This window comes from Paenibacillus sp. V4I3, assembly GCF_030817215.1.
In the GTDB taxonomy this organism is placed as follows: domain Bacteria; phylum Bacillota; class Bacilli; order Paenibacillales; family NBRC-103111; genus Paenibacillus_E.
This window is the reverse complement of the sequence record NZ_JAUSZA010000001.1, coordinates 7,281,554-7,306,751: the sequence shown is the minus strand read 5'-3', so window position 1 is coordinate 7,306,751 and position 25,198 is coordinate 7,281,554. Positions and strand designations below refer to the sequence as shown.

The following is a 25,198-nucleotide window of genomic DNA, read 5'->3' as shown; positions in this document are numbered from 1 at the left end:
AGAGCACTCTCTAACTTGATGTTAGGAAGTGCTCTTTTTGTTCTTATGATTTGCTTGCGGAGACGGTTTCTATTTCTTTAACGCTTTGATAAATGAGGTTGAATAGCTCTTCGAGGCTGCCTTCTTCAATACAGGAGAAAGCAACGCGGAGGTCGGTAGTTCCCAGGGCGATCGTCCCTACACCATGCTGATTCAGCAAGTGTACACGTAAGGCTTCAGCATCAACGGTTCTAAGCTTCAAGCACATGAAGTAACCGGAGTTGAAGGGGTAGTAACCCCATGCATCATCGAACTTTCCGCTGTCCAGTATGGACTTGGTGCGGTTAGCGCGGCCTTTCATGATCTCGTATTTCTCCTGTTTCTGTTGACTAAACTCTGGAGAGTTAAGCGCATGAAGCACGAATGTTTGAGACGGGTGAGGACCGCTGGAAATGGTCGCACGGATAATCCCCATTGTTTTCTGCTCCAAGGCGCTGAGAAGTGCTTCGCTTTGGCCTGCATACGTAATGAAGCCTACGCGGAAGCCCCAGACGTATTCTTCTTTGGTGGCTCCGTCGATTTTGACAGCGAGCACACGCGGGTGGATGTCAGCCAATTGACCGAACAAGGACTCGTGCAGGGAACCTTCGAAGAAAAGACCGAAGTATGCGTCGTCCGTAAGTACGATGACGTTGATACCAGCTTCAGCAGCATCATTGATGGCAGCCGTAATTTCTTTCCCCTCTTCAGCCCCAGGTGTATAGCCTGTCGGGTTGTTCGGGAAGTTCAAGACAACAATTGCTTTACCTTTGGACTTTTGAGCAAAAAGAGCTTCACGAAGTCCAGCAGCATTAAATTTCTGCTGCTCGTTGTATAACGGGTAATTCACGATGTGGGCACCGCGGCGGATTTCGAAGGTGAGCTCGTAATTTTCCCAGTTTTTATCCGGAATAATCACTGCGTCGCCAACATCTGCGAAAAGGTCAGCGGCAATGCTAAGACCATGGGTCAAGGCATTCGTAACAATCGGGTTCCCAATCAATTTACTGCCAATCTCGGGATTTTCCTCGAGCATTTTTTTGCGCCATGCTGTACGAAGTTCAGGTTTACCGGCAGGTGGAGCGTATTCATATATATCTTTTGGTGCGTAGGTGGAGAGTGTGTCTTGAATGACCTTCAGATGCATAGGTTGACCATTTTCGATAGCAATACCGATGGTAGCATTGTATTTCTTGGCTTTGGCCTTTGCTTCAGCAGATTGGCTGAGAATGCCTTCTTTCGGGAAGTAAATCGATCTACCTAATGCAGAAAGCATGTCATGCACGTGAGAATTTTCACGTTCCAGGGTCTCGTTTAACTGTCGTGCCAGAGGATTCATAAGAGTGGGTCATTCCTTCCAATGAGCTATTCATTTTTTGCAGTTATTATACCACTTTAACAAGTGTACGTCACTGCGCAAAACAAATATTTTCGGATTGCTTTTGGATACGGAATTAATCACTTACTTTATTTAAAAAACCTTCTAACCGCTGTTTAACTTCAGGCCATTCGGTATCGAGGATGCTAAACATGACAGTGTCACGTATATAACCATCGTGAAGGATACGATGTTGACGAAGAATACCCTCTTTTTGGGCGCCTAATCGAGCAATGGCCGTTTGAGAGCGTTCATTCCGTAGGTCCGTTTTTAGTTGGACGCGGAGAAGGTTTAATGTTTCGAAACAGTGGTTCAGGAGTAAATATTTACATTCGGTATTGACGCGTGTACGCCACACTTGGGAATTGTACCAGGTATGACCGATCTCCACATTCCGATGTAGGGCTGAGATATCGAAGAGACGTGTGCTGCCGACGAAAGCATCGATATGCTTGTCGTAGACGCTGTAAGGGATGCCCAGTCCTGCCTTTTGTTCTTCTAGTGCTTGGTGAACAAACTTCTCCACATCTGCGGAACTAAGAAGCGGCGTCATATATGCCCATATGTTTGGGTCAGCAGCTGCTTCTAGTAGGCCGGTTATATGGGATTTTTGCATAGGCAGTAGGGCGACACGCTCTCCTTCTAAAATAAGAGGTTGTAGATTCATTGGGAATGTTCTCCTTGTCATTGGGTAGTTTAAATGAGTTTTTAGTTAGCATAATTGAAAAGTGGAGTAATAGAAAGATCCAATTTAGGATACGAAGGTGGTGATCCCTTTGGGGTATTGATCAAATATTTGGATTTTCCACCAAGGGTATGGACACCAATCCGTATCAACATTAATAAATTGTAAAGAGGCAATGCTTTATAGGGCTTTTAGGAAGGAGACGTTTCATGGCTAGAACGCATGGCTATCGATTAATTTTCAAAAACATCGCTCGTTCCTATGGATTTTCTATCATAAAGACCCGCTCCTACTCCTCACAGTATAAAAAAACTGCCGCATTCCGGGTAACGACGAACAAAGGATCTTATATGATTAAACCTTTTATAGGATCGAAAAGCCGTCTAATCCAGCTATCATCCTATGCGGTTAAATTGCACAAAAGAGGCTTTCACGGCATGCCCAAATGGCTAAAAACCCGTTCGGGGAAATATTGGGTGCAGGAGGGGGGGAAGCTTTTTTACTTAACCGATTGGATCGAGGGCAGTAAAATGAGCAGAAGCAAGAAAGATCTTGTCAAGTTGGGGAGAATGTTAGCCAGACTGCATTCCGTTTCGCGTAGCTTGAAGCTTCCTCGCCAACCCGATTCGGTTACGCTGCGCAATAGGAAAAAATATTACGCATTCCTGAGGCGAGTGAAGATGCTTCGGAGAAAGCCTACCAAAGCGGGAACTTGGTTTAGGCATCATGGGGATCTCTGCATGGAATTAAGCCGAGATGCTATACATTCGCTTGGAGCATCAAAAATTCGCTCCATGTTGAGGGAGGAATGCCGGCATCCCTCCCTCGTACATGGGGATGTTACCGCAGCAAATACCCTGAAATCGAAAACCCGTATTTATTTGATCGACTGGGATTTAATGAAACGCGGCTCTAGTTATTACGATTTGGTCGTAGCACTTACCAATACGGCGGGATTTGAACCTTCAAAAATGGCAGCTTTCCTAAAGGGGTATGAAGAGGTGCGCCCGCTTCGCCGTAGAGAGAAAAAGCTGATCAGCGCCCTATACCGCATCCCCAGAGAGGCCTGGTATGTCTGCCAATATGCTATGAACGGACGTAAATATGGTACCCTTTTAAATGTTTTAAATAAAACCTGGAATAATAGGCTAACAGCCATCAAGTGGATTGACACCTGGTCTAGGCAGTAGTGAGGGAGGGTTAACATGCCGTTATGGACTGATTTCAATAAGGATTTCGGCTTACAGGTAAAGAGGAAAAAGAAAATTCGAGACGTCTACCAAGTCTTCACTACAACGGGACGTACTCTTTGTTATAAACCTTATAAAACCGGGAAAGACGAGGTTGCCTTTATAAGAAAACTTTTTGTACATCTTGACAATAAAGGTTATCGGTATGCCCCTAAACCTGTTGAAGGCCCCGGCCAGAAGCGTTGGGCCTTTCACCGGGGCAAATATTGGCTGCTGACCAACTGGGTGAGGGGGCGGTCACCGAATTTCACCCGAGAATCGGAGCTCATGAAGGGGTTCCGAACCCTTGCAAAATTTCATCGCCTGGCGGAAGGAGTTACTACAGAAGGGATACCAAAAGGCAGAATCCGCTATGACGAATTGTACCGGCGGCCAGGTAAATACCGTTCGGAGATTAGACGTTATGGTGGTCGTCTCGACCGTTTTATCGATTGCTGCCATAAGGCTGAAGCGTTCAGCCAAAAGCCGGCTATTGCTAGTGCTATAAAGATGGAACGGAAAGCAGGGGCTTTTTCCCACGGCGATTACAATTATCCTAATTTAGTATTGGACCGTTCCAATCATCTTCATCTGATTGATCTGGAGAATGCGTCTATGAACGTAAGAATGATAGATTTAGCCCATATTTTATACCGGAACTATCCTTGGAACGGCAGAGGCGTCCTGAAGGGAATCGAGGAGTATGACCGGAAACGTCCCCTTTCGGCTGGAGATCGGCATTTGTTGTATATGCTGCTCCTGCTCCCCTATCCCCTTGTCCGTGCCATGAAACAATTTGGAAATCACTACCATCGTCATATTGAGCTTCCATCATCCAGCAGACTTTCGAGTTATAAGAAAACTTTGCGTAAGATATTATAAGTATTTACTGAAAAACGTCCGCATAAAGCTGGCGTTTTTCCTGTTTTTATGCATCTGTACCTAGACCTGTACTAATGCCGTTACATATATCATTCAGGGACATACAATGGGGTAAGACAAGAAGAATGCTAATCTTGGAGGTGTATTGTTTGACGTTACCCAAAAGAGTCAGTGTCGTAGAGAAGAATACCTCTACCCCGCAGCGTATCCATAATTCCAAAAACCCAGAAGTTTCTGTCATTATACCGCTTATGAATGAAAGACGGACGATCGCCAGGGTCATCGCTAATGCTCGAAAGGTTCATCCTAAGACAGAGGTTATCGTAGTGGCGAACGGATCACGGGACGGCTCCGGCCAATTGGCTAAACAAATGGGGGCCAAAATGATTACCTATAAGAAGGCTCTGGGCCATGATGTAGGAAGAAGCATAGGGGCGAAAGCAGCCAAAGGAAATGTTCTTTTGTTTCTGGATGGAGACATCATCTTATCGACCAATTCATTGAAGCGACTGGTTCATGCGGTAAAAAACGGCGTGGATGTCGCCTTAAACAAATATAACGGCACGTTGGAAAGAAAAAATGTCCACAGTGTCGTTCTTTCCAAGTACGCGTTAAACAACATGTTGTCCTTACCTCACCTGAAAGGTGCTTCTTTAACGACTATTCCCCATGCCCTAAGCCGCAAAGCACTGGAGAAAATCGGAGCGGAGAATTTGACGGTTCCCCCCAAAGCGCAGGCCATCGCAGCTAATAAAGGTTTGGTGATTAAAGGTGTCCACTATTTTGAAGTAGGCAAAACGAATCCACGAAAACGCCGAGGTCCAAATGATCCGTTGAAAAACTTAATTATTGGGGATCACCTTGAAGCTATTCAACATCTATTGGACAAAACCGATCGCCGTGGAGGAATGACCGATCTAGACCGGAATAGAAAGATGGTGAAATAATGATAAGGGCTGTGAAGTCAAAATTAAAATCAAAACGGACCTCCCAATCCACCCGACCTCAAATGAATACAAAAGAGATCAACAGATGGAAAAGAAAGGCCTATGAGGCGGGATCACATTATGGCTCCCGCTTCGAGAAAGAAACCGGAGGCTTTGAGCAAGCGAAATCAGCGATGAATCATGATTGGAACAAATGGGCATCCCGTCTTCCCCGGGCATTAAGCACAACACTTTATCACTCCGCAGCGCGTAAGTTTTTCAAAGGATTTTATTCGGAAATCGGTGAGAAATACACACGATTGGTCCCGCTTCCCACAGATAAGAATGTCGCTGCCATTCTAAGCGTTAAGAACGAGGATGACACGATTTCCAAGGTGCTTGACGAGCTTGAGTACCTCCCTTTTCACGAGGTTATCGTAGTGGTTAACGGATCGAATGATAAAAGCTTCGAGCGCATTAAGGAACACCCTGCCGCACCGATCGTGCTCCACTATGAAGAAGCGCTTGGACATGATGTCGGGAGATCGATAGGAGCCAAAGTCTCTCAGTCGGACATTCTTTTGTTTCTTGATGGGGATATCCGGATTTCCTATAAAAAGCTTATCCCTTTTATACAGTCGGTTGATAAGGGAACGGATGTTGCGCTCAACGACATAAGCCCTTATATCTATAAATTACTTCGCCGTGACGCGGTATCGGTTGTTAAAGAATTCGTCAATCGGGCAATGGGAAGGGCCGACTTAATGGCGAACTCCATGACAGCTATACCTCACGCCCTCTCCAGGTCAGCTGTGGAGACCATAGGTTTGGAGAATCTGTCCGTACCGCCTCTCGCTCAAGTGATTGCCATGAAAAAGAAGTTAAAAGTGAAGGCTCCGGCCAGCATAAACGTTCTAAATATCAATCGAAGATCAAGTATCAACCACGGGCAGCATAATCCCTTGACCCAATTGATTATCGGCGACCACCTGGAAGCCTTGCATAAAGTCATGTCGCGCCGTGGCAAGAGGCTTAGTTTCAAAGATAACATGCGAAAAAGGCATTTGGCGGGAGGCTAGGTAAATGAACAATATTAAAACAAGCATCATCATTCCTAGCTATAACGGACTGGAGCTGTTAAGAGAATGTGTAGAGGCCATCCGTAGCTATACACACGAAGATTATGAAATTATCGTAGTGGACAACGGCTCCGAAGACGGGACTCCCCAATACTGCTTAAAGGAAAAAATCCGCTTGATCTCCCTTCCTAAAAACAAAGGGTTTCCTGTAGCGTGTAATCTGGGTCTTAAGATAGCGACTGGAGACGCACTTCTCTTGCTGAACAACGATATTGTTGTTACCCACAACTGGTTATCCAATATGCTAAACTGCCTTTACAGCAGCGAACGCATCGGTATTGTTGGTCCCTATACAAATTACGTGAGCGGCCGGCAGCTGAAGGATTCCGGCTATACGGATTTATCCCAGTTTCACGAAATTGCCGCCACAGCCAATATGCAGAACCCGGAGCTACGGATGCCGCTCAACCGATTGGTAGGCTTATGCTTCCTTTTTAAAAGGGAAGTGATGAACAAGATTGGCTTATTAGATGAACAATTTACACCCGGCCATTTCGAGGACGACGATTATTGTTATCGCGCCAGGTTAGCTGGATTTGAGCTTATGCTGGCAGGGGATGTCATCGTTCACCATCACGGCAGCAGAAGTTTCAACAAGATGGATAAGGAAAAGCTGTCCAAATTGGTTCACAAAAACCACAAAAGGTTTCTCGAAAAATGGAAAGTGGATCCGCTGCAGTTTTTATAAGAAGCTTCATGTTCCACTTATCAAGGTCACTTTCTCAGTGCGGTAAAGTTCTATCCTTGCTGCCATAAAGACGCCTCTTAGAACTCACCAGATTACCAAGGGGCTTTTTCAGTACGAATGACAAGCCGACAAGAATCGGCGATTTCCCTGGAAATCGCCTTAATAAACCCGCCATAGGCGTTCATGAAACCATATAACCCATGTTTTTGACGATCGCCTGTTCCATCTTAGTCATGCTATCGATGACTTCTTGAACTTCACTTGTCATAACATATGCAGTCGGTGCATTGGTAGACTGGGCAAACGTCTATACCGCCTGAATAAAGACATACGATCTAGATCGTTTGGTCTGCAAGTGTATCACACGCCCTGATTTGGCTACACATATGATTGTGCCACGAATGTATGCGTAAGAAAGCCAAAGCAATGCTGAACAGAAAATGAAGGCAGGCCCTTCGGAGCAGCTTTCCACCCTCTTCGAGAGGGTGGAAGTGACGCGGGGCTACATTTGTTCGGTTGGTGGCGGGGGGATCCCCGCAGCTACACCCCCTAAGCAGCCGCATGGGTTTTTCGCACTTCACCGATGAAATTCGCCGCGGCGCTTTCGCTCCTGCGATATGTTTATGAAATTGTCACAAAATGACCAATATGATTTTTGGCAAGGCTGACATTGTATGCTATGATCTAACATGATGGTCAATTAATTATCTTCTTAGGAGTGATCCTTATTATGGCGGGGTTAAATGGTGGAGGCACAAGCGTTATTGTGCGTTTGGAAATACATAAAGAATTGGTCACGTTCGGGAAAATTGCAACAGCTATAGGTGAAGCAGGCGGCGATATCGTCGCGATTGACGTAACACGAGCTAGTAAAACAACAACAACGCGCGATATTACGGTAAAAGTTAGCGACCCTGAACATACGGAATCCATAACTAAAGTGTTGAAGGATATTCCTGGCGTCCGCTTAATTAACGTTTCAGATCAAACGTTTCTCATGCATTTGGGCGGCAAAATTGAAGTGACTCCGAAGATGCCCATTAAAAATCGGGACGACCTATCCCGTGTATATACACCGGGGGTTGCTCGCGTTTGTATGGCTATTCATGAAGACCCTGCTAAAGCACACTCATTAACGATAAAACGGAATACGGTTGCAGTTGTGTCGGATGGTACAGCGGTCCTAGGTTTAGGAAATATCGGTCCGGAAGCGGCGATGCCGGTGATGGAAGGGAAGGCCATGCTGTTCAAGCAGATGGCGGGGGTAGATGCGTTCCCGATTTGTTTGGACACGCAAGATACCGAAGAAATTATTCGTACGGTAAAAGCGATTGCACCAGCATTCGGAGGTATTAATTTAGAAGATATTTCATCGCCTCGTTGCTTTGAGATTGAGGAAAGATTAATCAATGAACTCGATATTCCTGTGTTCCACGACGATCAACATGGAACCGCGGTAGTTATTCTTGCAGGGCTGCTCAATGCTGTTAAGCTCGTGGGCAAGAATTTGGAAGATTGTAAAGTAGTTATCACAGGCATTGGAGCTGCAGGGATTGCCTGTACGAAGATGCTGTTAGCTGCCGGGGTTACCAATGTTATCGGTGTAGATCGACAAGGCGCAATCGTACGCGGAGAGAGCTATACGAATTCGGCTTGGGAATGGTATGCAGCCAATACGAATCCTTTTTTACAAAGAGGACTACTGTCTGATGTTATATCAGGTGCTGATATTTTCATTGGGTTATCGGGGCCAGGTGTACTTAAGGCTGATGATGTGAAGAGAATGGGCACGGATCCGATCGTGTTCGCGATGGCAAACCCAACTCCGGAAATTACTCCGGAAGAAGCTGAACCTTATGTTCGTGTGATGGCAACCGGCCGGTCGGATTACCCGAATCAAATTAATAATGTTCTTTGCTTCCCTGGGATTTTCCGCGGCGTGCTGGATTGCCGTGCTTCACGCATCACGCAAGAAATGAAGCTGGCCGCAGCCAAAGCCATTGCATCGGTAGTGAATGAAGATGAGTTGAACGAATATTACATTATTCCAAGTGTATTCAACACGGCTGTTGTTGAAAAGGTAAGAGAAGCGGTCATGGAAGCCGCCTATGAATCCGGTGTGGCCCGCCGCCGCAACCAGCGTGAGACACATGATGCACACCACGAATAAGTCGTTATGAATTAGCAGTTCGGTACACCTCGATGAGGTGATCCGAACTGTTTTTTCGTTCTTCTAAGAAATGATATTTGGGGTACAGCCGGTAGATGGTAGTTTGAACAGTTCCTTAAAAGTCTGGCGGAGGAAGGAGGGGTTACGGCTGGAGGAAGTGTTGGTATGCCACAACCCAAGAATGGGTTATAAGGTAGCAAGGTAATGGGTTAGCAACAAGGGAATGTACGAAATCACCCTACATGTAAATATATGTATACGAAAAAACCTTGTTTCAGCAGCTGATGCATTCAGCTGCCTAACAAGGTCTTTTTGCTAGTTAGTTTCTTCTGTCCATTGTCTTAGCTTGCGATCCGAAGGGAGAAGGAAAGTCAGGATGCCAAGGAGTGGTAGAAAAGCACACATTTCCATAACACGCGTCGTGCCAATGGTGTCGCAGAGATTGCCAAGGACGACACTCCCGATGCCGCCCATTCCAAAGGCTAAGCCTGTAATTAAGCCAGATACAGTCCCGACCTTCCCAGGAAACAGCATTTGGGCATACACTACGGTAACAGAAAAGCTGGATAATAGTATGATACCGATAATCACAAGTAAAATGTAAGCCCAAGTTATCGACACATGGGGTAACAGCAAAGCAAACGGTGCTGAACCAAGCATGGAAAAGAAAATGAGATTACGCTTACCGAAGCGGTCTGCGAGCGGACCGCCAAAAAATGTTCCAACCGCTCCTGCCGCTAGGAACAAGAAGATAAAGTCCTGTGCGCGGTCGATTGACATGCCGTATGTATCCTGCAAGAAAAAGGCGAAATAGCCGCTCATTGCTGCTCCATACCAAGAACGGACGAACACAAGAAAAATAAGTAGGCAAATCGCAAACATGACTTGTTTGCGACGCTGTGGGTTGACAGTGCGTTGAACGATTGTCTTAGCTTTAACCGGTGTGGCTAAGAGCACGGATTTATACCAGCGAGCAATATATAATTGCACGGCGATAGCTACAGCTGCTACGCCTGTGAACCATATGGAACCGAATAATCCAAGCGGAATGAAAATCCATTTGGTCATCATTGGGGCCAAAGATTGGCCGGCGTTACCGCCAACTTGGAAAATGGATTGAGCAAGACCTTTGCGACCTCCCGCGGCCATGTGAGAGACACGAGATCCCTCCGGGTGGAAGGCGGCTGAGCCAAGACCTACAAAGCAAACAGACAATAACACGACCCAATATGAATGTGCGAATGCGAGCAGCAGCATACCCGTAAGGGTGGAGGCCATGCCAATCGGCAGCATATAGGGTGAAGGCTTGCGATCTGTGTATAAGCCAACAACCGGCTGCATAATGGAAGCCGTGAAGTTAATGGCGAACTGCACCCAACCAATCTGTGCATAGCTTAGTCCCATCTCGCTTTTTAGTATGGGAAAGATAGCAGGAATGACAGATTGAATCGAATCGTTGAGTAGATGGACAAGACCAATTGCGAATAAAATACGATATACGGTAGGTTTGACGTCTCCGGTACTATTTAAGCTCTTGGAGCTTTGTTCGGGAGATGATGCTGTAATGGACGCCATGGTTCTCTCCTCTCCAGTGACAGATCCCTTTTATTTTTCTAGGAAACGGCCGAGGTCTTCTCCCATTTTAACTTTAGAACCAAGCTGTAGATCCGGGCGAGGCTCAAACATATCATCTTCAAAAAGGAGAACAACTGTTGAACCAAACTCGAAGTAAGCTAATTCTTGACCTCGCTCGAGCGTTTTGGGAAGAGGCTTCACGTATTGAATAGAACTTACGTTAAGTGCTCCAACCTTCACCACTGCAACTTCACCGGCATTGTGCTGGATAAAGGTGATTAACCGTTCGTTACGACTAAGTACTCTCTTCATATGACGAAGGCCAAACTCATTCACAGGATATACTTTCCCAAGCACATGCTCGCTCTCAAGCACATCACCTGAAATCGGCGAATGAATGCGGTGGTAGTCTGTAGGACTAAGGTACAAAACAAAATAAAAGCCATTCTTATAGTTGACCGTACGAGGGGAACGATTAAGCAGCTCTTCGATGGTGTAGTCTTGACCTTTGACATTCACAATCAAGCCTTCCTTAATGTCGCCGATACCTGTAATGCTGGCATCAACAGGACTTACAACACGAGATAGGTCTTCGTGAATAGGGCGTAACCCTGGCTTTAATCTGCGTGTGAAAAAATCATTCAAAGATTTATAATCCTGTAAATGCTTCTCAGCATCTTCGATGCGTATTCCGTAGGTTTGGGCAAAGCGAGGAATGAAGATCCGGCTTGCTTTGGATCTGGCAAAAGCACCTGTCACTTGGGACACCCATTTGCGTGAAGACAGCTCCGTTAGCAATCGAAAAAATGGTTTAGACATAGATTAAAAAACTCCTGTTCATTCGTGTTTAGGAGAGACTTTGATCAAGATCAAAGATTCCTATAAATTGTTCTTCGCTAATCTTGCCACAGAAAGGTAAAAGAATCAATTGTCGAATGAGGAAGGAATGCAAGGTAAGCGCAAGAAAAAAACAGCCTAATGGCTGTTTGAGGTGGAATATGCTAGCTTTGCTTATAATCCCCGCACGTATAGCAGGTAGCGAGGTTAACGGAGATGGGAACAGAGGAGCCGGCGAACTTGATACATTGGACAGGGGTTCGAGATGAATGATCAGAAATACTCGTACAGGACTTGCAGCTTGCGATTAGCTCAAAGGAAGCATCTAAAGGCAGCGAATACTGTAAGACGATATTCTTCTTCATTGAAAAGACCTCTTTTCCTTGAATGGATGCGAGCCGGATCTTAGCAGGAGAAGCCTTCATGTAAACGCTTTACTTTCAATATTAATCATATCATAAAATGGATCAATATGCCTTTGGTATTTTAGGAAAGGAAACCGTCAATGCTGTTGATGAGGTGAAATAACAACATGTCTATTATAATCGTGGTACTTAGTATTCTGATTCCGATCAGCATGCTAATAAGTGCTTGGCTGTTCACAATGTGCCGAACTGTATATCATGTGCTGGCAGTGGGGTGTGCCTATGTGTTTGGTATCATTAGCGTGCTCGCTATATATGAGATTTTAAGAGATGAGACGGTATTTATGACAAATATTCACGGCGTTTTTCAAAATGGGCTATTCCTGTTAAGCGGAGCTTACTTGGGATGTTATGGGATTTACACGTTACTGAGATGGACGCTGAAGGAGCTTAGAAGCGAATAATCTATCATGCAACAATTTTAGGTAGAAGAACGTTAAGAAGGAAAGATCCAAAAGGAAAGGTAGATGTAGATGAAACGAGATTTACCTTTGTTGATCAGGGGCGCTGTGTTCGCAGCTGCGTTTTCACTGCTCTTAACTGGCTGTTCGTCGTCTCACCCTGGAGACAGTCCATCTTCCTCAGCACCCGCCGCGACACCGCCGAGAGTGGAAGCTACGCCGACACCAACACCAGTCGCAACAAGCGGTGTTGTGACGATGACGCTAGAAGAAAAGCTAGGACAGATGATTATAGCGGGAATCGATGAGTACGGTATGAATGAACATGCACGCGAACTGATTGAAACTTATCATGTTGGCGGCATTATATTATACAAGCCTAATGTCAAAAATACGACTCAGCTGGTAGGTCTAGTTAATGAATTGAAACAGACGAATGCTGTGAATAAGCTTCCGCTTTGGCTGGGTGTAGATGAAGAAGGCGGCAGAGTGACACGGTTACCGGATGAGATTACGAAAACACCGTCCAGCAAAGACATCGGTAAAACGGGTCGTCCTGTGCTCGCATATAATATCGGCCAACTACTTGGGAAAGAACTAAATGCCTATGGCTTAAATATGGATTTCGCACCCGATCTGGATATCAATAGTAACCCTAATAATCCGGTCATTGGTGATCGTTCATTCGGATCTAACGCTTCTATCGTGAGCAGCTTTGGTGTTCAAATGATGAATGGACTGCAGAAACAACAGGTTGTCCCTGTTGTAAAGCATTTTCCAGGGCATGGTGATACTTCGGTAGATTCGCATGTGGGACTGCCGATCGTCCAAAATGACCTCGCACGCTTGCGTAAGCTTGAGCTGGTTCCGTTCGCAGAAGCTTTCAAGCATCAGGCTGATGCGGTCATGGTCGCTCATATTCTGCTGCCTAAAGTGGATGCTCAGAATCCTGCTTCGATGTCGAAAAAGATTATGACAGATCTTTTGCGTAAGGAAATGGGGTTTGAGGGACTCATCATGACAGATGATATGACAATGGGGGCCATCATCAAAAACTATGATCTGGGTGAGGCCGCCGTAAAATCTGTTCTTGCGGGGGCAAATATCGTTATGGTCGGTCATGAGTATGAGAAGGTCGTCACGGTCATAGACGCACTGCGAAAAGCCGTTCAATCGGGGCGAATACCGATGGAAACAATCAACCAAAGTGTTCGTCAAGTCACGAAGGTGAAACAGAAATACCAACTACATGATCGTCCGATTAAAGTTCCTGATACGAAGAAACTGAACGCTGAGGTGCAAAGTGTACTAGGGACAAAAGCAAACAAATAACACCGTTTCTGCGGGTACATTCGCAGCACGGTGTTTTTTTTTGCGCGATTAAAGTGGGGGGATGCCGCCATCTAACAAGAATTTTGCATAGGCGATAGGATTAAAAAAAGTAGCTTTCCATATCTCCTGCATGTTGGCTTCAAGGAAGCTGTAGCGTTGATCTTTCCCGTTGCATTCAATAAATAATGGAAATCCATCGCTTGTGATCCCTACATCGAGCCCGATATCAGCTAAGTAGGGCAGTTCTGTACTAAGATGCCGGGCGACACGCAGAGAGAAGTCGGCAATTTGGTGTAAGACTTCCTCTTGATTAAGGTGAGGGTATTCGGTGGAAAGAATATCGGGTAAAGTTCGCACTTCTCCACCCTGCGCTACATTGGTGAGAAAGAGCTTACGTGATGCGACTTTCGCAACTATACCTGTTATCCCCCATTCGCCAGATGCCCCGCGTTGAGCAGATATGCGAAGGTCGAATGGTCGGCCATCAAAAGTAGCCAGAGGCAGGCGCTGCTGAATCATGTAGGTATGGCTTTGGATTTTGCGTCGTAAGGTCAAAGGAAGGTAATGACGGAAGCTTACTGTCCGCCAGATTCGGTTACTGATCTTCATGCTTGCCGGGTAAATGAGCTTCCATCTTCTGACATGGCGATCCATCTTCATCACACCACGCCCAATGCTAGAATTGGTTGGTTTAATAATGAGAGAATCGTAGGCTGACATCATGATTTTCATATTTTTCATGGTAGCTGGATAAGTCCCTGGCAGATGGGGGCGAATGCTATCATTTTTCAGCAAAAGATCGTGAATGCGCAGCTTGCTGTAGCGGTTCCATCTATTAAACAAGATTACGCCTCGTTTTGTCCATTCTTCCAGTTTCTGATAAGAAGTATGGTCCAAATAAATCGCTCGATTATGGATAACCTTGGGGAGATCCAACCATTTTAGCTCATAGCAGAGACCTTCTTGTATATAGGCGTGTACCTTCATCTTATTGATTTGGACATCCTGAAGGCGGAAATAACAAGGAGTTACACCGTATTGTTTGCCAGCTTCCTCGTAATATTGAATAGCTTCATACTTTGTATTCCCTAGGGGAATGCCTGCGTATAAGGAATCGTTGACTAAAATACCCACATAGGGATTCGCCATCTCCTTCACTCCTTCTCCTTCAGAGGGCTTGGGTTTGCTGAATTTGTGACTCCTCCTCAGTTTATGGAAAAGCAGGGTTGCTTGTTTGTACGGATGCTGATACCTTCCAAGCAGTAATGGAGCAAATGCCCACGCTTTGCCTTTTAATCCGCATATGTATAGAGAGTAGTTGGTGGATTCGACCATTTATCTAGGTTAGCGCACATTTTCTCGGGCTAGCGTACCTATCGGGCGGAGACTGAATATGTTACAAGTGACTAATTCTTGGAGAATGGAGAGGAGTCTATGAGTAAGCGTAAGAGCAGCAGAGTAAGACCTTATGTGCAAAAAGTGAACTCCAGCAGGGTGAACGAACTTGATTGGATAGATGAAATTGAACCAGCATCAGCTCCAGTCAAGCAAGAGAAAGCCGAGAAAGTCGAGAAAGTCGAGAAAGTGGAACCCGTTCATAAAACGGTAACGAGTGATCCACATCCGCCTGTCAAAGGGAATGTAAAATCCCCAGTAGAAACGAGCAAAATTAGCAAGCAATCCAATCAAATGAAGGTTTCCACTACTTCCACCGCTCCCCCACCGCCGCTGTTAATGCTCTCTGAAAGGAAAACGGGGAAATTTGTAAACCCTGTCGTTTATACAGATGATATTGTCGAAGAAGCGATAACATGGGAGAAAATTGCTAATCGTTCTGTCGATGAGAGTAAGATCAAACCACTCAGTATCGGCACTAAGGCGCTGAAGGATTTTGCGATCGAGAATTCGAAGCTTGCTCCGGGAAGTGTAACAAGAGATAAGATCGCTAATCAAGCGATCAACGATGAACATATTGCTCCGCATAGTATCTTGGGTGATAAAATTCAGGATGAATCCATTCCGGGCAGTAAACTGCTGGACAATAGTATCACAGCCGATAAACTGGCCGATCAAACCATTGATTCTTTAAAAATTGCTCACGGTTCCATTCTTCCACAACATTTGTCTGAGTTGATCATTACGAGCGAACTCATTGATAATCAAGCTATCACTGGTGAGAAAATTCATAGTGGCGCCGTGCAAGCAAAGCACTTGTCCAATTATATTATTGATACCGCCAAGCTGACGGATGCTTCCGTCACAACGGATAAGTTAAGAGATCAGGCTGTGACCGAAGAGAAAATCGCCAATGCGAGCATTACCTCTGTTCATTTTCAACCACAAAGTATTTATGGAGAACACTTGGCTAATGGCAGTGTTCAGAGCCAGAACATTGCTCCGCGTCAAATTGAAGCAACGCATATTGCTGATTTTGCTATTGAGAGCTTTCATTTGCAAAATGAGTCGATCACAACAGAGAAGCTGGCGTGGGAATCCGTCAATCAGGATCAGCTTGCGGATATGGCTGTATCGAGCGGGAAGATTGCTCCACTAGCGATTGAGACGAAACATTTGCAGGAATCCTCTATTTATGGTGAACATATTACCGATGAAGCAATTACCAGTCGTCATATCGCTGCAAGCTCGATTCATGCGGAGCATATTGCGAATGGCGCTATATATGCAAGTTTGCTTTCGGATGGAAGCATAACATCGGATAAGTTGGCAGAAAAGCTCATTACGGATAAACATATTCATCCTAACGCTATTCAAAGCCAGCATCTTGCGGACGCTATCATTGCGAACTCGAAACTGCAAGATGGGTCTATTACATCAGCTAAATTGGTAGAGGATCTTGTTGAAGGAAAGCATATTCGCAGTCAAACGATTGGTAATAGACATTTGATTGATGGTGAAATAACACCTTCAAAGCTTCAAGATGGAACCATCACATCTTCTAAATTAGCCGAAGGCTCGGTTGAGGGAAGACATATTAACGCACAATCCATACAGAATGCACATTTGGCAGATCATATCATTTCTACGGCTAAGCTCGAAGCGGGTTCTGTGACGAGTGAGAAATTAGCGGAGGGCAGCGTAGATACTTCGAAGTTGAAGGAAGACAGTGTTACTTCAGATAAAATCTCTCCGAGTTCGATCAAAACAGGACATTTGCAAGAAGGCATTATTAGCAGTATCCATTTGAAGGATGTAGCCGTACTAGGTCAGCACATTACCCATCAGGCAATTGGTAAAGAGCATCTTCAGAATGGGATTGTTACCGGGGATAAGTTAGGGCTAAATGTGATTCGTTCGGAGCACGTCGTAGATCAAGCAATTGGTGAGAAACAAATTGCTTGGTTAGCGGTTCGGCGCGAACACATAGCTGAGGAAGCCATTACAACCCTTCATATGCAAGATGAAACAATTACAACGAGTAAAATCGCGGAAGAGGCTGTAACAAGCAGCAAAATGGCCTCAATGTCTGTAGAAACTCGCCATTTACAAGAAAAAACTATTAATGGACTGCACATTAAACCAGGTGCAATAACGTCCGAACATTTAGCCCAAGGCTCAATCAATATTGGAATCTTCGCTGACCGAAGTCTGGAAGGAAGCAAACTTGTCGAACAATCGATTACTTCTGAAACACTTGCTCAAGGAGCCGTTACAGAAGAGAAGCTAGCAAAGGGAGCGGTTGGAACCCAGCATCTGCAAGCTGAATCCGTATCGTCCCGTGTACTCCAGGATCGAGCAGTTACAACGAGGAAACTAGAAGACCAAGCGGTGATGGAAGCCAATCTAGCAGATGCGAGTGTGACTAGTCGCAAAATTACAGTGAAAGCTATCAATAGTGAGCATATCGCTGACGGGGCGATTACAGCGGCTAAGCTGGCTAATGAAAGTATTCATGGCAGCAAGCTAGTGAGCGGCGCGCTAAGTGGAAGACATTTGGCAGACGGTGCTGTCACGAGTTCCAAAATTTCAACGCTTGCTGTAAATAGTGAGCACTTAGTGGATGGTGCTGTAAGTAGTTCGAAGTTGGCATTGGGCAGCGTAGACAGTACGAAGCTGTCTCTAGGATCAGTTGCGAGCAAACATCTGTCTGATGGCGCTGTGGATGGTGCAAAGCTAGGTCTTGGGGTTGTTGATACGGAACACCTGGCTAACGGTGCGGTTGATAATGATAAGCTTGCTGCGAATTCGGTAGATGGGAGCAAATTGATACTTGGCGCTGTTAGTAATTATCACCTAGCGGATAATGCGGTATATGGAGCGAAGCTGGCGACAGGCAGCGTAGACGGCAGTAAGTTGACAACGGGCCTGATAAGGAATGAGCATCTGTCAGACGGTGTTGTAGATGGTGTGAAGTTGGCAGCAGGCAGTGTGGATGGGACTAAGTTAATGGTTGGTTCGGTTCATCGGGAACATCTCATTGATAGCGTTGTAGATGGATCGAAGCTGGCGGCAGGCGCTGTAAATAATGAGCACTTAGCGAATGGCATAGTGGATGGGTCTAAGCTCGCAGACAGCAGTGTAGGAAGTAGTAAATTAGCTCAAGGAACAGTTGGCAGCGGTCACCTCATTGATGGCTCTGTTACGAGTGCGAAGCTGGCTGCAGGTACTGTTGACAGCAGTAAGTTAGTCACTGGTGCCGTGAACAGTGATCACATCGCTATTGGATCCATCAATGCTACGAAGCTAGCCGCAAACAGTGTGGACAGCAGCAAGTTAATGGCAGGTGCGGTTACGAATGAGCATTTGGGAGACGGAATCATCACAAGCAGCAAGCTGGCGCCATTCAGTGTGGATGGCAGCAAGCTGGTGTCTGGCGCAGTTAGTGGTTTTCATCTCTCAGAAGGTGCTGTGGATAATACGAAGCTAGCCGCAGGCAGTGTAGATGGCAGCAAGTTGACAGCTGCATCCGTCAACAATGCTCACCTTATCGACGGAGCTGTAGATGGGGCTAAGCTGGCCGCAGGCAGTGTAGATGGCAGTAAGTTAACGGCAGGTGCTGTAAGCGGCGATCATCTTGCTGATGGCGCATTGTATGGCGCGAAGCTAGCAGCAGGAAGTATTGATGGCAGCAAGTTGGCCTCTGGCATTATCAGCAACTATCATTTGAGCATTGGCAGCGTGGATGGAAGTAAGCTCATCGCGGGTTCGGTTACGAATGGACATCTGGCGGACGGTGCAGTGGATGAGGCGAAACTGGCTGCTGGCAGTGTGAATGGTAGTAAATTGGCCAATGGCTCGGTGAGTGGTGAACATCTTGTCGATCATGCTGTTTCAGGTTCGAAGTTGGCCCCAGGCAGTGTAGATGGCAGTAAGATTACAGTTGGCGCAGTAACTAAGGAGCATCTGGCTGAAGCCGCGGTAGATGGTAACAAGCTGACGGCAGGCAGTGTGGATAGCAGTAAATTGGTAGAGAGCGCGGTAAGGAATGAGCACCTGATGGACGGCGCTGTGGATGCAGCGAAGCTTGCAGTAGGAAGTGTAGATAGCAGTAAGTTGGCGTTTGGAGCAGTGGACAGCAGTCATTTGGCACCCGGTTCCGTAGACGGATCGAAGCTGGCTGCAGGCAGCATAGATGGCAGCAAGTTGGTTGCCGGCGCAGTGAATAGCAGCCATCTGGCAGACGGTGCGTTGGAAGGATCGAAGCTGACGGTTGGCAGTATTGATGGCAGCAAACTGGCCTATGCGGCTATTAGCAACTTTCATATTGCGAGTGGCAGCATTGACGGATCAAAGCTGAAACCAAGTGCTGTAAGCAGTGAGCACATTGCAGATGGAACGCTTTCCGTAACGAAGTTAAAGGAAAATGTTGTGCAAACGCCAAGTACACAAAAAAATATTACGCAGCAGTTTGGACTCGTTCCTTTCGAAATGAAAATTCAGGATGAAATGATCGACGTGGAAGTATACTTCGATGAGAAGTTTGCGGATGAAAATTATGTGTTGACGGCGATGACCAATCACCAGGCTTGTTATGTATCTGTGAAACAAAAATCGATGGAAAACGCGGTAATATCGGTTATACGTGCCAAGTTTTCACCGGATCAACAAGGTATCGTGAATTGGATTGCGATCGGCAAGAAGTTGTAAATGAAGAGGGTTCAGTTGATTAATAAAACGGCTTGTGTCGCAGATACTGCGAGCTAGCCGTTTTTTGTTGTTTAGCGGCGTTGTTTTCGTGTGGTTGAATGACCAATTTTTGAATCAGGGGTATTCGTCCAATTTCCATATATCACGAAAGCATATGATTAAAGAAGTGGATGTGGCTACGCACCATTATAATGCTTGGAGAGGGGGATGTCTTGTGAAGGGTGTTGTACTGGCGGGAGGAACGGGAAGCCGCTTGCGTCCTCTGACGAACATCATCAATAAACATTTGCTTCCAGTCGGTGATTTGCCCATGATTCAATATGCCATTGAGAAATTAAGAAAAGCTGGCGTTCAAGATATTTTATTAATCACGGGGAAACAGTCTGCAGGGTTGTATTTGGAGTACTTGGGCAGTGGAGAAACGTTTGGTGTCCGTCTTACCTATAAGCTCCAAGAGAAAGCAGGAGGGATCGCTCAGGCACTGGCGCTTGCGAAGGAATTCGTGCTGACTGGTGAGAAATTCGTCGTTCTTCTTGGTGATAACTTGTTTGAAGATTCATTAATTCCGATGATTGACACCTTCGAGAAGCAGGAAGAGGGAGCGATGGTCATTCTAAAGAAAGTGGCTGATCCTAGAAGATATGGTGTTGCAAAAATGAAGGGTGACATCATTGAACGGATTGAAGAAAAGCCGGAGCATCCGAGCTCATCTTATGCGGTTACGGGTATTTATTTATTTGATTCTACGGTGTTTGACATTATTAAAAACCAAAGACCTTCCAAACGAGGCGAGCTGGAAATCACCGATGTGAACAATGTGTACGCAGCTGCTGGCACGCTTACTCATGGGTACTTTACAGGATGGTGGATTGATGCCGGGACACATGAATCTCTCTTTCAGGCCACTCTTTTTGTGAGGAAGGAGGACAGATAATGTCGGTGATTCTTATTACGGGTGGTATGGGGTTTATTGGAAGTAATTTTATTCATTACTGGAAAAGGCAGCATCCGCAAGATCATTTGATAAATGTAGATTTGCTTACTTATGCGGGAAATAAGGACAACGTTGCTTCTTTAGATGGGCAAGCAGGTTATCAGTTTGTATACGGCGATATTGGAAATGAAGCCTTCATGAACGAGCTAATGAAGCAAGGGGTCGATGTGGTTGTACATTTTGCCGCCGAATCCCATGTGGATCGAAGCATTCATAACCCGCGCAGCTTTGTGCTTACGAATGTAGCAGGGACACAATGCTTATTGGAGGCAGCTAGACAGCATCAGGTCAAGAAGTTCATTCATATTTCGACGGATGAAGTTTACGGATCACTAGGTGAGGAAGGTGCTTTCACTGAAACGACACCGCTAGCCCCTAATTCTCCTTATTCCGCAAGTAAGGCTGGTTCGGATCTGCTAGTTAGAGCCTATTATGAAACCTATGGTTTTCCGGCTGTGATTACTCGCTGTTCTAATAACTATGGTCCAAGGCAGTTTCCTGAAAAGCTCATTCCGATGATTATTACCCGTGCCCTTCGCAATGAGTCTATTCCGATCTACGGTGATGGCATGAATATACGAGACTGGTTGTATGTGGATGATCATTGCTCCGCGATTGAGCGGGTGATCATGAATGGTGTTCCTGGGGAGGTTTACAATATCGGCGGACAAAACGAACGCTCCAATGTGAATGTCGTAAAGAGCATTTTGAAAGAGCTAAACAAATCAGAGGATTTGATCCAATTCGTAGCGGATCGACTTGGACATGATCGGCGATATGCGATTGATAGTACTAAAATTCGTTGTCAGCTAGGTTGGGAACCGTCCTATTCATTTGAAACGGGACTCAAAAAAACGATTGATTGGTACGTGCAGGAACACGAGTGGTTCTCACGTATTGCAGACAGATCTTATCGTCAAGTCAAAGAAGCTGATCTCACATGAAAATATTAATTACCGGTGCCGGAGGACAGCTAGGGTATGATCTCATCCGCGTTTTCCGACCTGTTCATGATGTAACAGCTTGGCGAAGAGACCAATTAGACGTCAGTGATGAGAAGAGAGTCATGGATATTCTTCTTCAGGAACACCCTGACGTTGTGATTCATGCGGCTGCTTACACGAACGTAGATAAGGCGGAAATGGAGACGGAGCTAGCCTATGAAGTGAATGCGATGGGAGCCCTGCATATAGCAAAGGCTTGCGAACAAATCGGTGCCAAGCTTATATATGTCAGCACCGACTATGTGTTCGATGGAACGAAGGGAACACCTTACGATGAAAAGGATATCACCAATCCAAACAATGTGTATGGCCATTCCAAGCTTCTTGGAGAGAAATTCGTCAGAATGACCTGCTCGAAGCATTTTGTCGTGCGAACTTCCTGGTTATACGGAACCAAGGGAGCTAACTTTGTTACCAAGGTATTAGAAAAGGCAAGATCAGGAGGGCCGCTTTCTATCGTGGATGATCAATTCGGTTCGCCTACTTATTGCTTGGATCTGGCGATCTTTCTTCGAGAACTCGTTGAAACGGACAGGTACGGGATCTATCACGCTTCGAATCAAGGGGTTTGTTCTAGATATGAATTCGCCATACACATTTTGAAAGTAGCGCAAATGGCGCATGTTCCATTAATTCCTATTCATTCGGATCTATTTCCGATGCCCGCTGTAAGACCGATGTATTCGGCCTTTCATCATAAAGCGATTTCAAACAATGGGTTTACCCCCATGAGAGATTGGAAATCGGCGTTGAACTTTTTTCTGCAAGTTGACCATTATTATCCAGCCGCAATAGATAAGTAGGTGTGATATGAGTAGGAGGAACGCTGACAGTTCGGCAATGGGGAGAGAACGAGGATTCCGAGCAGGTCATGAGCATGGACTCCGGATGGGGAGGTGCCAGTCTGTTCTTGATAGGGTAATACCTGCCCTTATACCGCTCAGAGAAGCAAGAGTGTTATTTATTGTTCAAGGATTCGATGCAATAGATCAAGGGATTATTCAAGGGCTAAATGAGACGGTTCGAGAAGTGTTTGTCGGATCTGCTGCGGATATGCTTCGTTTGGCGGGGGAGCTTCAACCGAACCTCGTTCTAGTCATGAATGGTCTCCATGTCTTTCCGGCTGATCATACGGACCATGTCGATCAAGTGAGACAGATGGGCATACGCACAGCGATTTGGTTTGCTGATGATCCCTATTTTACCGATCTTACGGCCTCACTTGCTCCTCACTATGATTACGTGTTTACCCATGAAATGAGCTGTGTAGCGTTTTATCGGGAAGTTGGTTGTAGGCAGGTCCATTACTTACCCTTGGCGGTCAATACAACGGTATTTAAACCCTTACAGGTTGATCCTGCGTATCACAGTGATATTTGCTTCATTGGAAACGGCTTTCCCAACCGGATCGACCTATTCAACCAGTTAACGCCCTTCTTAGTAAATAAAAAGGTGCTGCTGGCCGGTGTTTTATGGGACCAGTTAAGTCAGTATGAGCTCTTAAAGCAAGGGATTAAGCTGCATTGGATTCCTATCGAGGAGTCTGTGAAATATTATAGCGGCGCTAAAATTGTCATTAACGTACATCGCCTATCCTATCACGAAACGTACAGCAAAAATAGTAGAAACATTCCTGGTCATTCGATTAATCCTAGAACGTATGAGATTGCTGCATGCGGCACGCTGCAAATAACGGACTACCGTCACGATTTGGATCTTTATTACACACCAGGTCAAGATATCGAGACCTTTCTTAATTCGGCTGAGCTTATCCAGAAGATGAAGCATTACTTGAGTCATGAAGAGGATAGGCTGCGAATTGCGATAAGAGGCTTGCGAAGAACGATAAACGAACATACGTTTGCAGATCGGTTAGTGAAGCTGATGGAAATTGTATTTGCCTAGAAAGGAGTCGAATAGATGGCCTCAGTCGATAAGCGCCGTGCCAGGAAACGGGGATGTAAGAAGGGTTATGAAGCTGGCTATAACAACGGAGTCCGGTTGGGTCAATGTGAAGCAGTTATTCAAAAAGCGATTCGGGATCGGGCACCAAATCCCGTATGGGATGTGCGCGTGTTGTACGTTACGTCGGGAAAAGGCTATCCTTATGTGCCCTTGGATCATGCGATAATTGGCAGCTTGCGTCCTTTGGTTCGCGAATTGATTATAGGAAACTGCGATGATGATCAGTTCCGCATCGGGAGCCCAGAGGCAAACCTTGAAACGCTTGCTGCTGTCTATCAACCTAATCTAATGATCATTCTAGATGGAATGAATTTATCTCTAGATGTGGTAGATCGCATTCGTAGTATGGGTATCCGCACAGCCGTATGGCTTACTGATGACCCCTATTACACGGACTATACTGCCTCTTATGCGCCCCACTACGATTTCATGTTCACGTTGGAAGTGAATTGCGTTTCTTTATATCAGGAAATGGGTTGTGCTCAGGTTCACTACTTACCCCTCGGATTTAATCCGGAAATGTTTCGGCCAAAGCCTGCTCCTATAAGAAAACAGCAAGATATTTGTTTTATTGGATCAGCCTATTGGAACAGGGTGGCGATGTTCGATAAGCTTGCTCCCTATTTAGCAACCAAACGGATCTTCATCTCTGGCAATTGGTGGGAGCGTCTGAAGCAATTTAAGCTGCTGGCGTCACAAATTCAACTTAATACTTGGATGCATCCGGAGCATACAGCGAATGCCTATAACAGAGCCAAACTGGTCATTAATATGCATAGAGCCTACGATGATCAGGCTTATAACAATAATAGCCGAGGCATAATAGGGGCTTCACCCAATCCGCGAACCTTTGAGATTTCTGGCTGCGGCACGCTTCAAATAACAGATATACGCGATGACCTGGTTAACTTCTATACACCGGATTACGATATTGTGACCTATGCTTCGCCAGAAGAACTGATGGAGAAAATGAACTATTACTTGACGCATGAAGAGGAACGTAAACAAATAGCTATGCGAGGATTATATCGTACGATGCGAGATCACACCTATGCGAATAGGCTATCTAGCATGCTCGCGATTATTTTTGGACATAAGGATGAGAACGCTAGTCCTACGGTGAAGGAAGCTGAGGTGTATGGCATTGATCAAAAAGATAAAAGTTCGAAAGCTTAGGTCTAAGATAAATATTCGAAAAAAGAAACCCGCTACGCAGACCAAATCTCGCTTAAAGAAGAAGCTGATTGTCAAAAAAAAGCCTCGCCCCAGTCGTCTAGCGAAATCGGCCAGACTTAAACGAAGACGTAAATTGATCAAGAAACGAAGGAAATCGCATGAGGTCCGTGCATACAATAAGGCCTTCGATAAAGCCTACAATAAGGGCTACAAATTAGGCTTTGCGCAAGGATATGCTTTGGAGCAAGAGCAGCCGGTGGTTTAGTCCA

General features: G+C 45.6%; 20 protein-coding genes. 15 read left to right on the top strand and 5 right to left on the bottom strand.

Annotated elements, in window-relative coordinates; translation table 11 throughout:
• Positions 1-43: 43 nt before the first annotated feature.
• Both QFZ77_RS33440 and QFZ77_RS33435 read right to left on the bottom strand, forming a co-directional pair.
• Positions 44-1,357 carry an aminotransferase class I/II-fold pyridoxal phosphate-dependent enzyme gene (locus tag QFZ77_RS33440; protein WP_307446982.1) on the bottom strand — a complete coding sequence of 438 codons (1,314 nt, stop codon included), beginning with the start codon at positions 1,355-1,357 and terminating at the stop codon, positions 44-46.
• Between the two features lie 115 nt (positions 1,358-1,472).
• Positions 1,473-2,063 (bottom strand): GNAT family N-acetyltransferase, encoded by a 591-nt coding sequence (locus QFZ77_RS33435; protein WP_307446978.1) that lies wholly within the window; start codon positions 2,061-2,063, stop codon positions 1,473-1,475.
• 227 nt (positions 2,064-2,290) lie between these two features.
• Between QFZ77_RS33435 and QFZ77_RS33430 the strand changes: the two genes are divergently transcribed.
• The 6 genes from QFZ77_RS33430 to QFZ77_RS33405 all read left to right on the top strand — a co-directional run bounded on the left by QFZ77_RS33430 (position 2,291) and on the right by QFZ77_RS33405 (position 9,115).
• Positions 2,291-3,271 (top strand): phosphotransferase, encoded by a 981-nt coding sequence (locus QFZ77_RS33430; protein ID WP_307446975.1) that lies wholly within the window; start codon positions 2,291-2,293, stop codon positions 3,269-3,271.
• Between the two features lie 15 nt (positions 3,272-3,286).
• Positions 3,287-4,192 (top strand): aminoglycoside phosphotransferase family protein, encoded by a 906-nt coding sequence (locus QFZ77_RS33425; protein ID WP_307446973.1) that lies wholly within the window; start codon positions 3,287-3,289, stop codon positions 4,190-4,192.
• Between the two features lie 149 nt (positions 4,193-4,341).
• Positions 4,342-5,139: a glycosyltransferase family 2 protein gene (locus QFZ77_RS33420; protein WP_307446970.1), complete on the top strand. Its 798-nt coding sequence runs from the start codon at positions 4,342-4,344 to the stop codon at positions 5,137-5,139.
• Between the two features lie 11 nt (positions 5,140-5,150).
• Positions 5,151-6,197 carry a glycosyltransferase family 2 protein gene (locus tag QFZ77_RS33415; RefSeq protein WP_307446967.1) on the top strand — a complete coding sequence of 349 codons (1,047 nt, stop codon included), beginning with the start codon at positions 5,151-5,153 and terminating at the stop codon, positions 6,195-6,197.
• A 4-nt stretch (positions 6,198-6,201) separates the two neighbouring features.
• Positions 6,202-6,945 (top strand): glycosyltransferase family 2 protein, encoded by a 744-nt coding sequence (locus QFZ77_RS33410; protein ID WP_307446963.1) that lies wholly within the window; start codon positions 6,202-6,204, stop codon positions 6,943-6,945.
• Positions 6,946-7,675: 730 nt separating this feature from the next.
• Positions 7,676-9,115: an NAD-dependent malic enzyme gene (locus QFZ77_RS33405; protein WP_307446960.1), complete on the top strand. Its 1,440-nt coding sequence runs from the start codon at positions 7,676-7,678 to the stop codon at positions 9,113-9,115.
• Between the two features lie 315 nt (positions 9,116-9,430).
• On the opposite strand, the gene QFZ77_RS33400 is transcribed toward QFZ77_RS33405, so the two are convergent.
• Both QFZ77_RS33400 and asd read right to left on the bottom strand, forming a co-directional pair.
• Positions 9,431-10,690: an MFS transporter gene (locus QFZ77_RS33400; protein ID WP_307446956.1), complete on the bottom strand. Its 1,260-nt coding sequence runs from the start codon at positions 10,688-10,690 to the stop codon at positions 9,431-9,433.
• A 30-nt stretch (positions 10,691-10,720) separates the two neighbouring features.
• The gene (asd, locus tag QFZ77_RS33395) at positions 10,721-11,509 is read right to left on the bottom strand and encodes an archaetidylserine decarboxylase (protein WP_171647720.1); all 789 of its coding nucleotides are present in this window, start codon (positions 11,507-11,509) and stop codon (positions 10,721-10,723) included.
• Positions 11,510-12,059: 550 nt separating this feature from the next.
• Here asd and QFZ77_RS33390 point away from each other — a divergent pair.
• Both QFZ77_RS33390 and nagZ read left to right on the top strand, forming a co-directional pair.
• The gene (locus QFZ77_RS33390; RefSeq protein ID WP_307446951.1) at positions 12,060-12,356 is read left to right on the top strand and encodes a transposase; all 297 of its coding nucleotides are present in this window, start codon (positions 12,060-12,062) and stop codon (positions 12,354-12,356) included.
• 69 nt (positions 12,357-12,425) lie between these two features.
• Positions 12,426-13,685 (top strand): beta-N-acetylhexosaminidase, encoded by a 1,260-nt coding sequence (nagZ, locus tag QFZ77_RS33385; protein WP_307446948.1) that lies wholly within the window; start codon positions 12,426-12,428, stop codon positions 13,683-13,685.
• Between the two features lie 48 nt (positions 13,686-13,733).
• Here the strand turns inward: nagZ and QFZ77_RS33380 are convergent, their stop codons facing one another.
• Positions 13,734-14,834 (bottom strand): YheC/YheD family endospore coat-associated protein, encoded by a 1,101-nt coding sequence (locus QFZ77_RS33380; RefSeq protein ID WP_307446946.1) that lies wholly within the window; start codon positions 14,832-14,834, stop codon positions 13,734-13,736.
• 285 nt (positions 14,835-15,119) lie between these two features.
• Here QFZ77_RS33380 and QFZ77_RS33375 point away from each other — a divergent pair, with 285 nt between their 5' ends.
• The 7 genes from QFZ77_RS33375 (at position 15,120) to QFZ77_RS33345 (ending at position 25,194) form a co-directional block, all read left to right on the top strand.
• On the top strand, positions 15,120-19,790 hold the full coding sequence (locus tag QFZ77_RS33375; protein ID WP_307446943.1) for a WIAG-tail domain: 4,671 nt from the start codon (positions 15,120-15,122) through the stop codon (positions 19,788-19,790).
• Positions 19,791-20,004: 214 nt separating this feature from the next.
• A complete protein-coding gene (locus QFZ77_RS33370; protein WP_307446939.1) occupies positions 20,005-20,724 on the top strand; it encodes a sugar phosphate nucleotidyltransferase in 720 nt (239 codons plus the stop codon).
• Positions 20,724-21,728 (top strand): dTDP-glucose 4,6-dehydratase, encoded by a 1,005-nt coding sequence (gene rfbB / locus QFZ77_RS33365; RefSeq protein ID WP_307446935.1) that lies wholly within the window; start codon positions 20,724-20,726, stop codon positions 21,726-21,728. Before QFZ77_RS33370 ends, rfbB begins: the two co-directional genes overlap by 1 nt.
• Entirely contained in the window at positions 21,725-22,591 is an 867-nt protein-coding gene (rfbD, locus tag QFZ77_RS33360) for a dTDP-4-dehydrorhamnose reductase (protein WP_307446932.1), read from the top strand. The genes rfbB and rfbD overlap by 4 nt, the downstream gene beginning before the upstream one ends.
• 7 nt (positions 22,592-22,598) lie before the next feature.
• Positions 22,599-23,693 carry a CgeB family protein gene (locus QFZ77_RS33355; RefSeq protein ID WP_307446930.1) on the top strand — a complete coding sequence of 365 codons (1,095 nt, stop codon included), beginning with the start codon at positions 22,599-22,601 and terminating at the stop codon, positions 23,691-23,693.
• Between the two features lie 15 nt (positions 23,694-23,708).
• The gene (locus QFZ77_RS33350) at positions 23,709-24,929 is read left to right on the top strand and encodes a CgeB family protein (RefSeq protein ID WP_307446927.1); all 1,221 of its coding nucleotides are present in this window, start codon (positions 23,709-23,711) and stop codon (positions 24,927-24,929) included.
• Positions 24,892-25,194 (top strand): hypothetical protein, encoded by a 303-nt coding sequence (locus QFZ77_RS33345; protein WP_307446926.1) that lies wholly within the window; start codon positions 24,892-24,894, stop codon positions 25,192-25,194. The genes QFZ77_RS33350 and QFZ77_RS33345 overlap by 38 nt, the downstream gene beginning before the upstream one ends.
• The last annotated feature ends 4 nt before the right edge of the window (positions 25,195-25,198 follow it).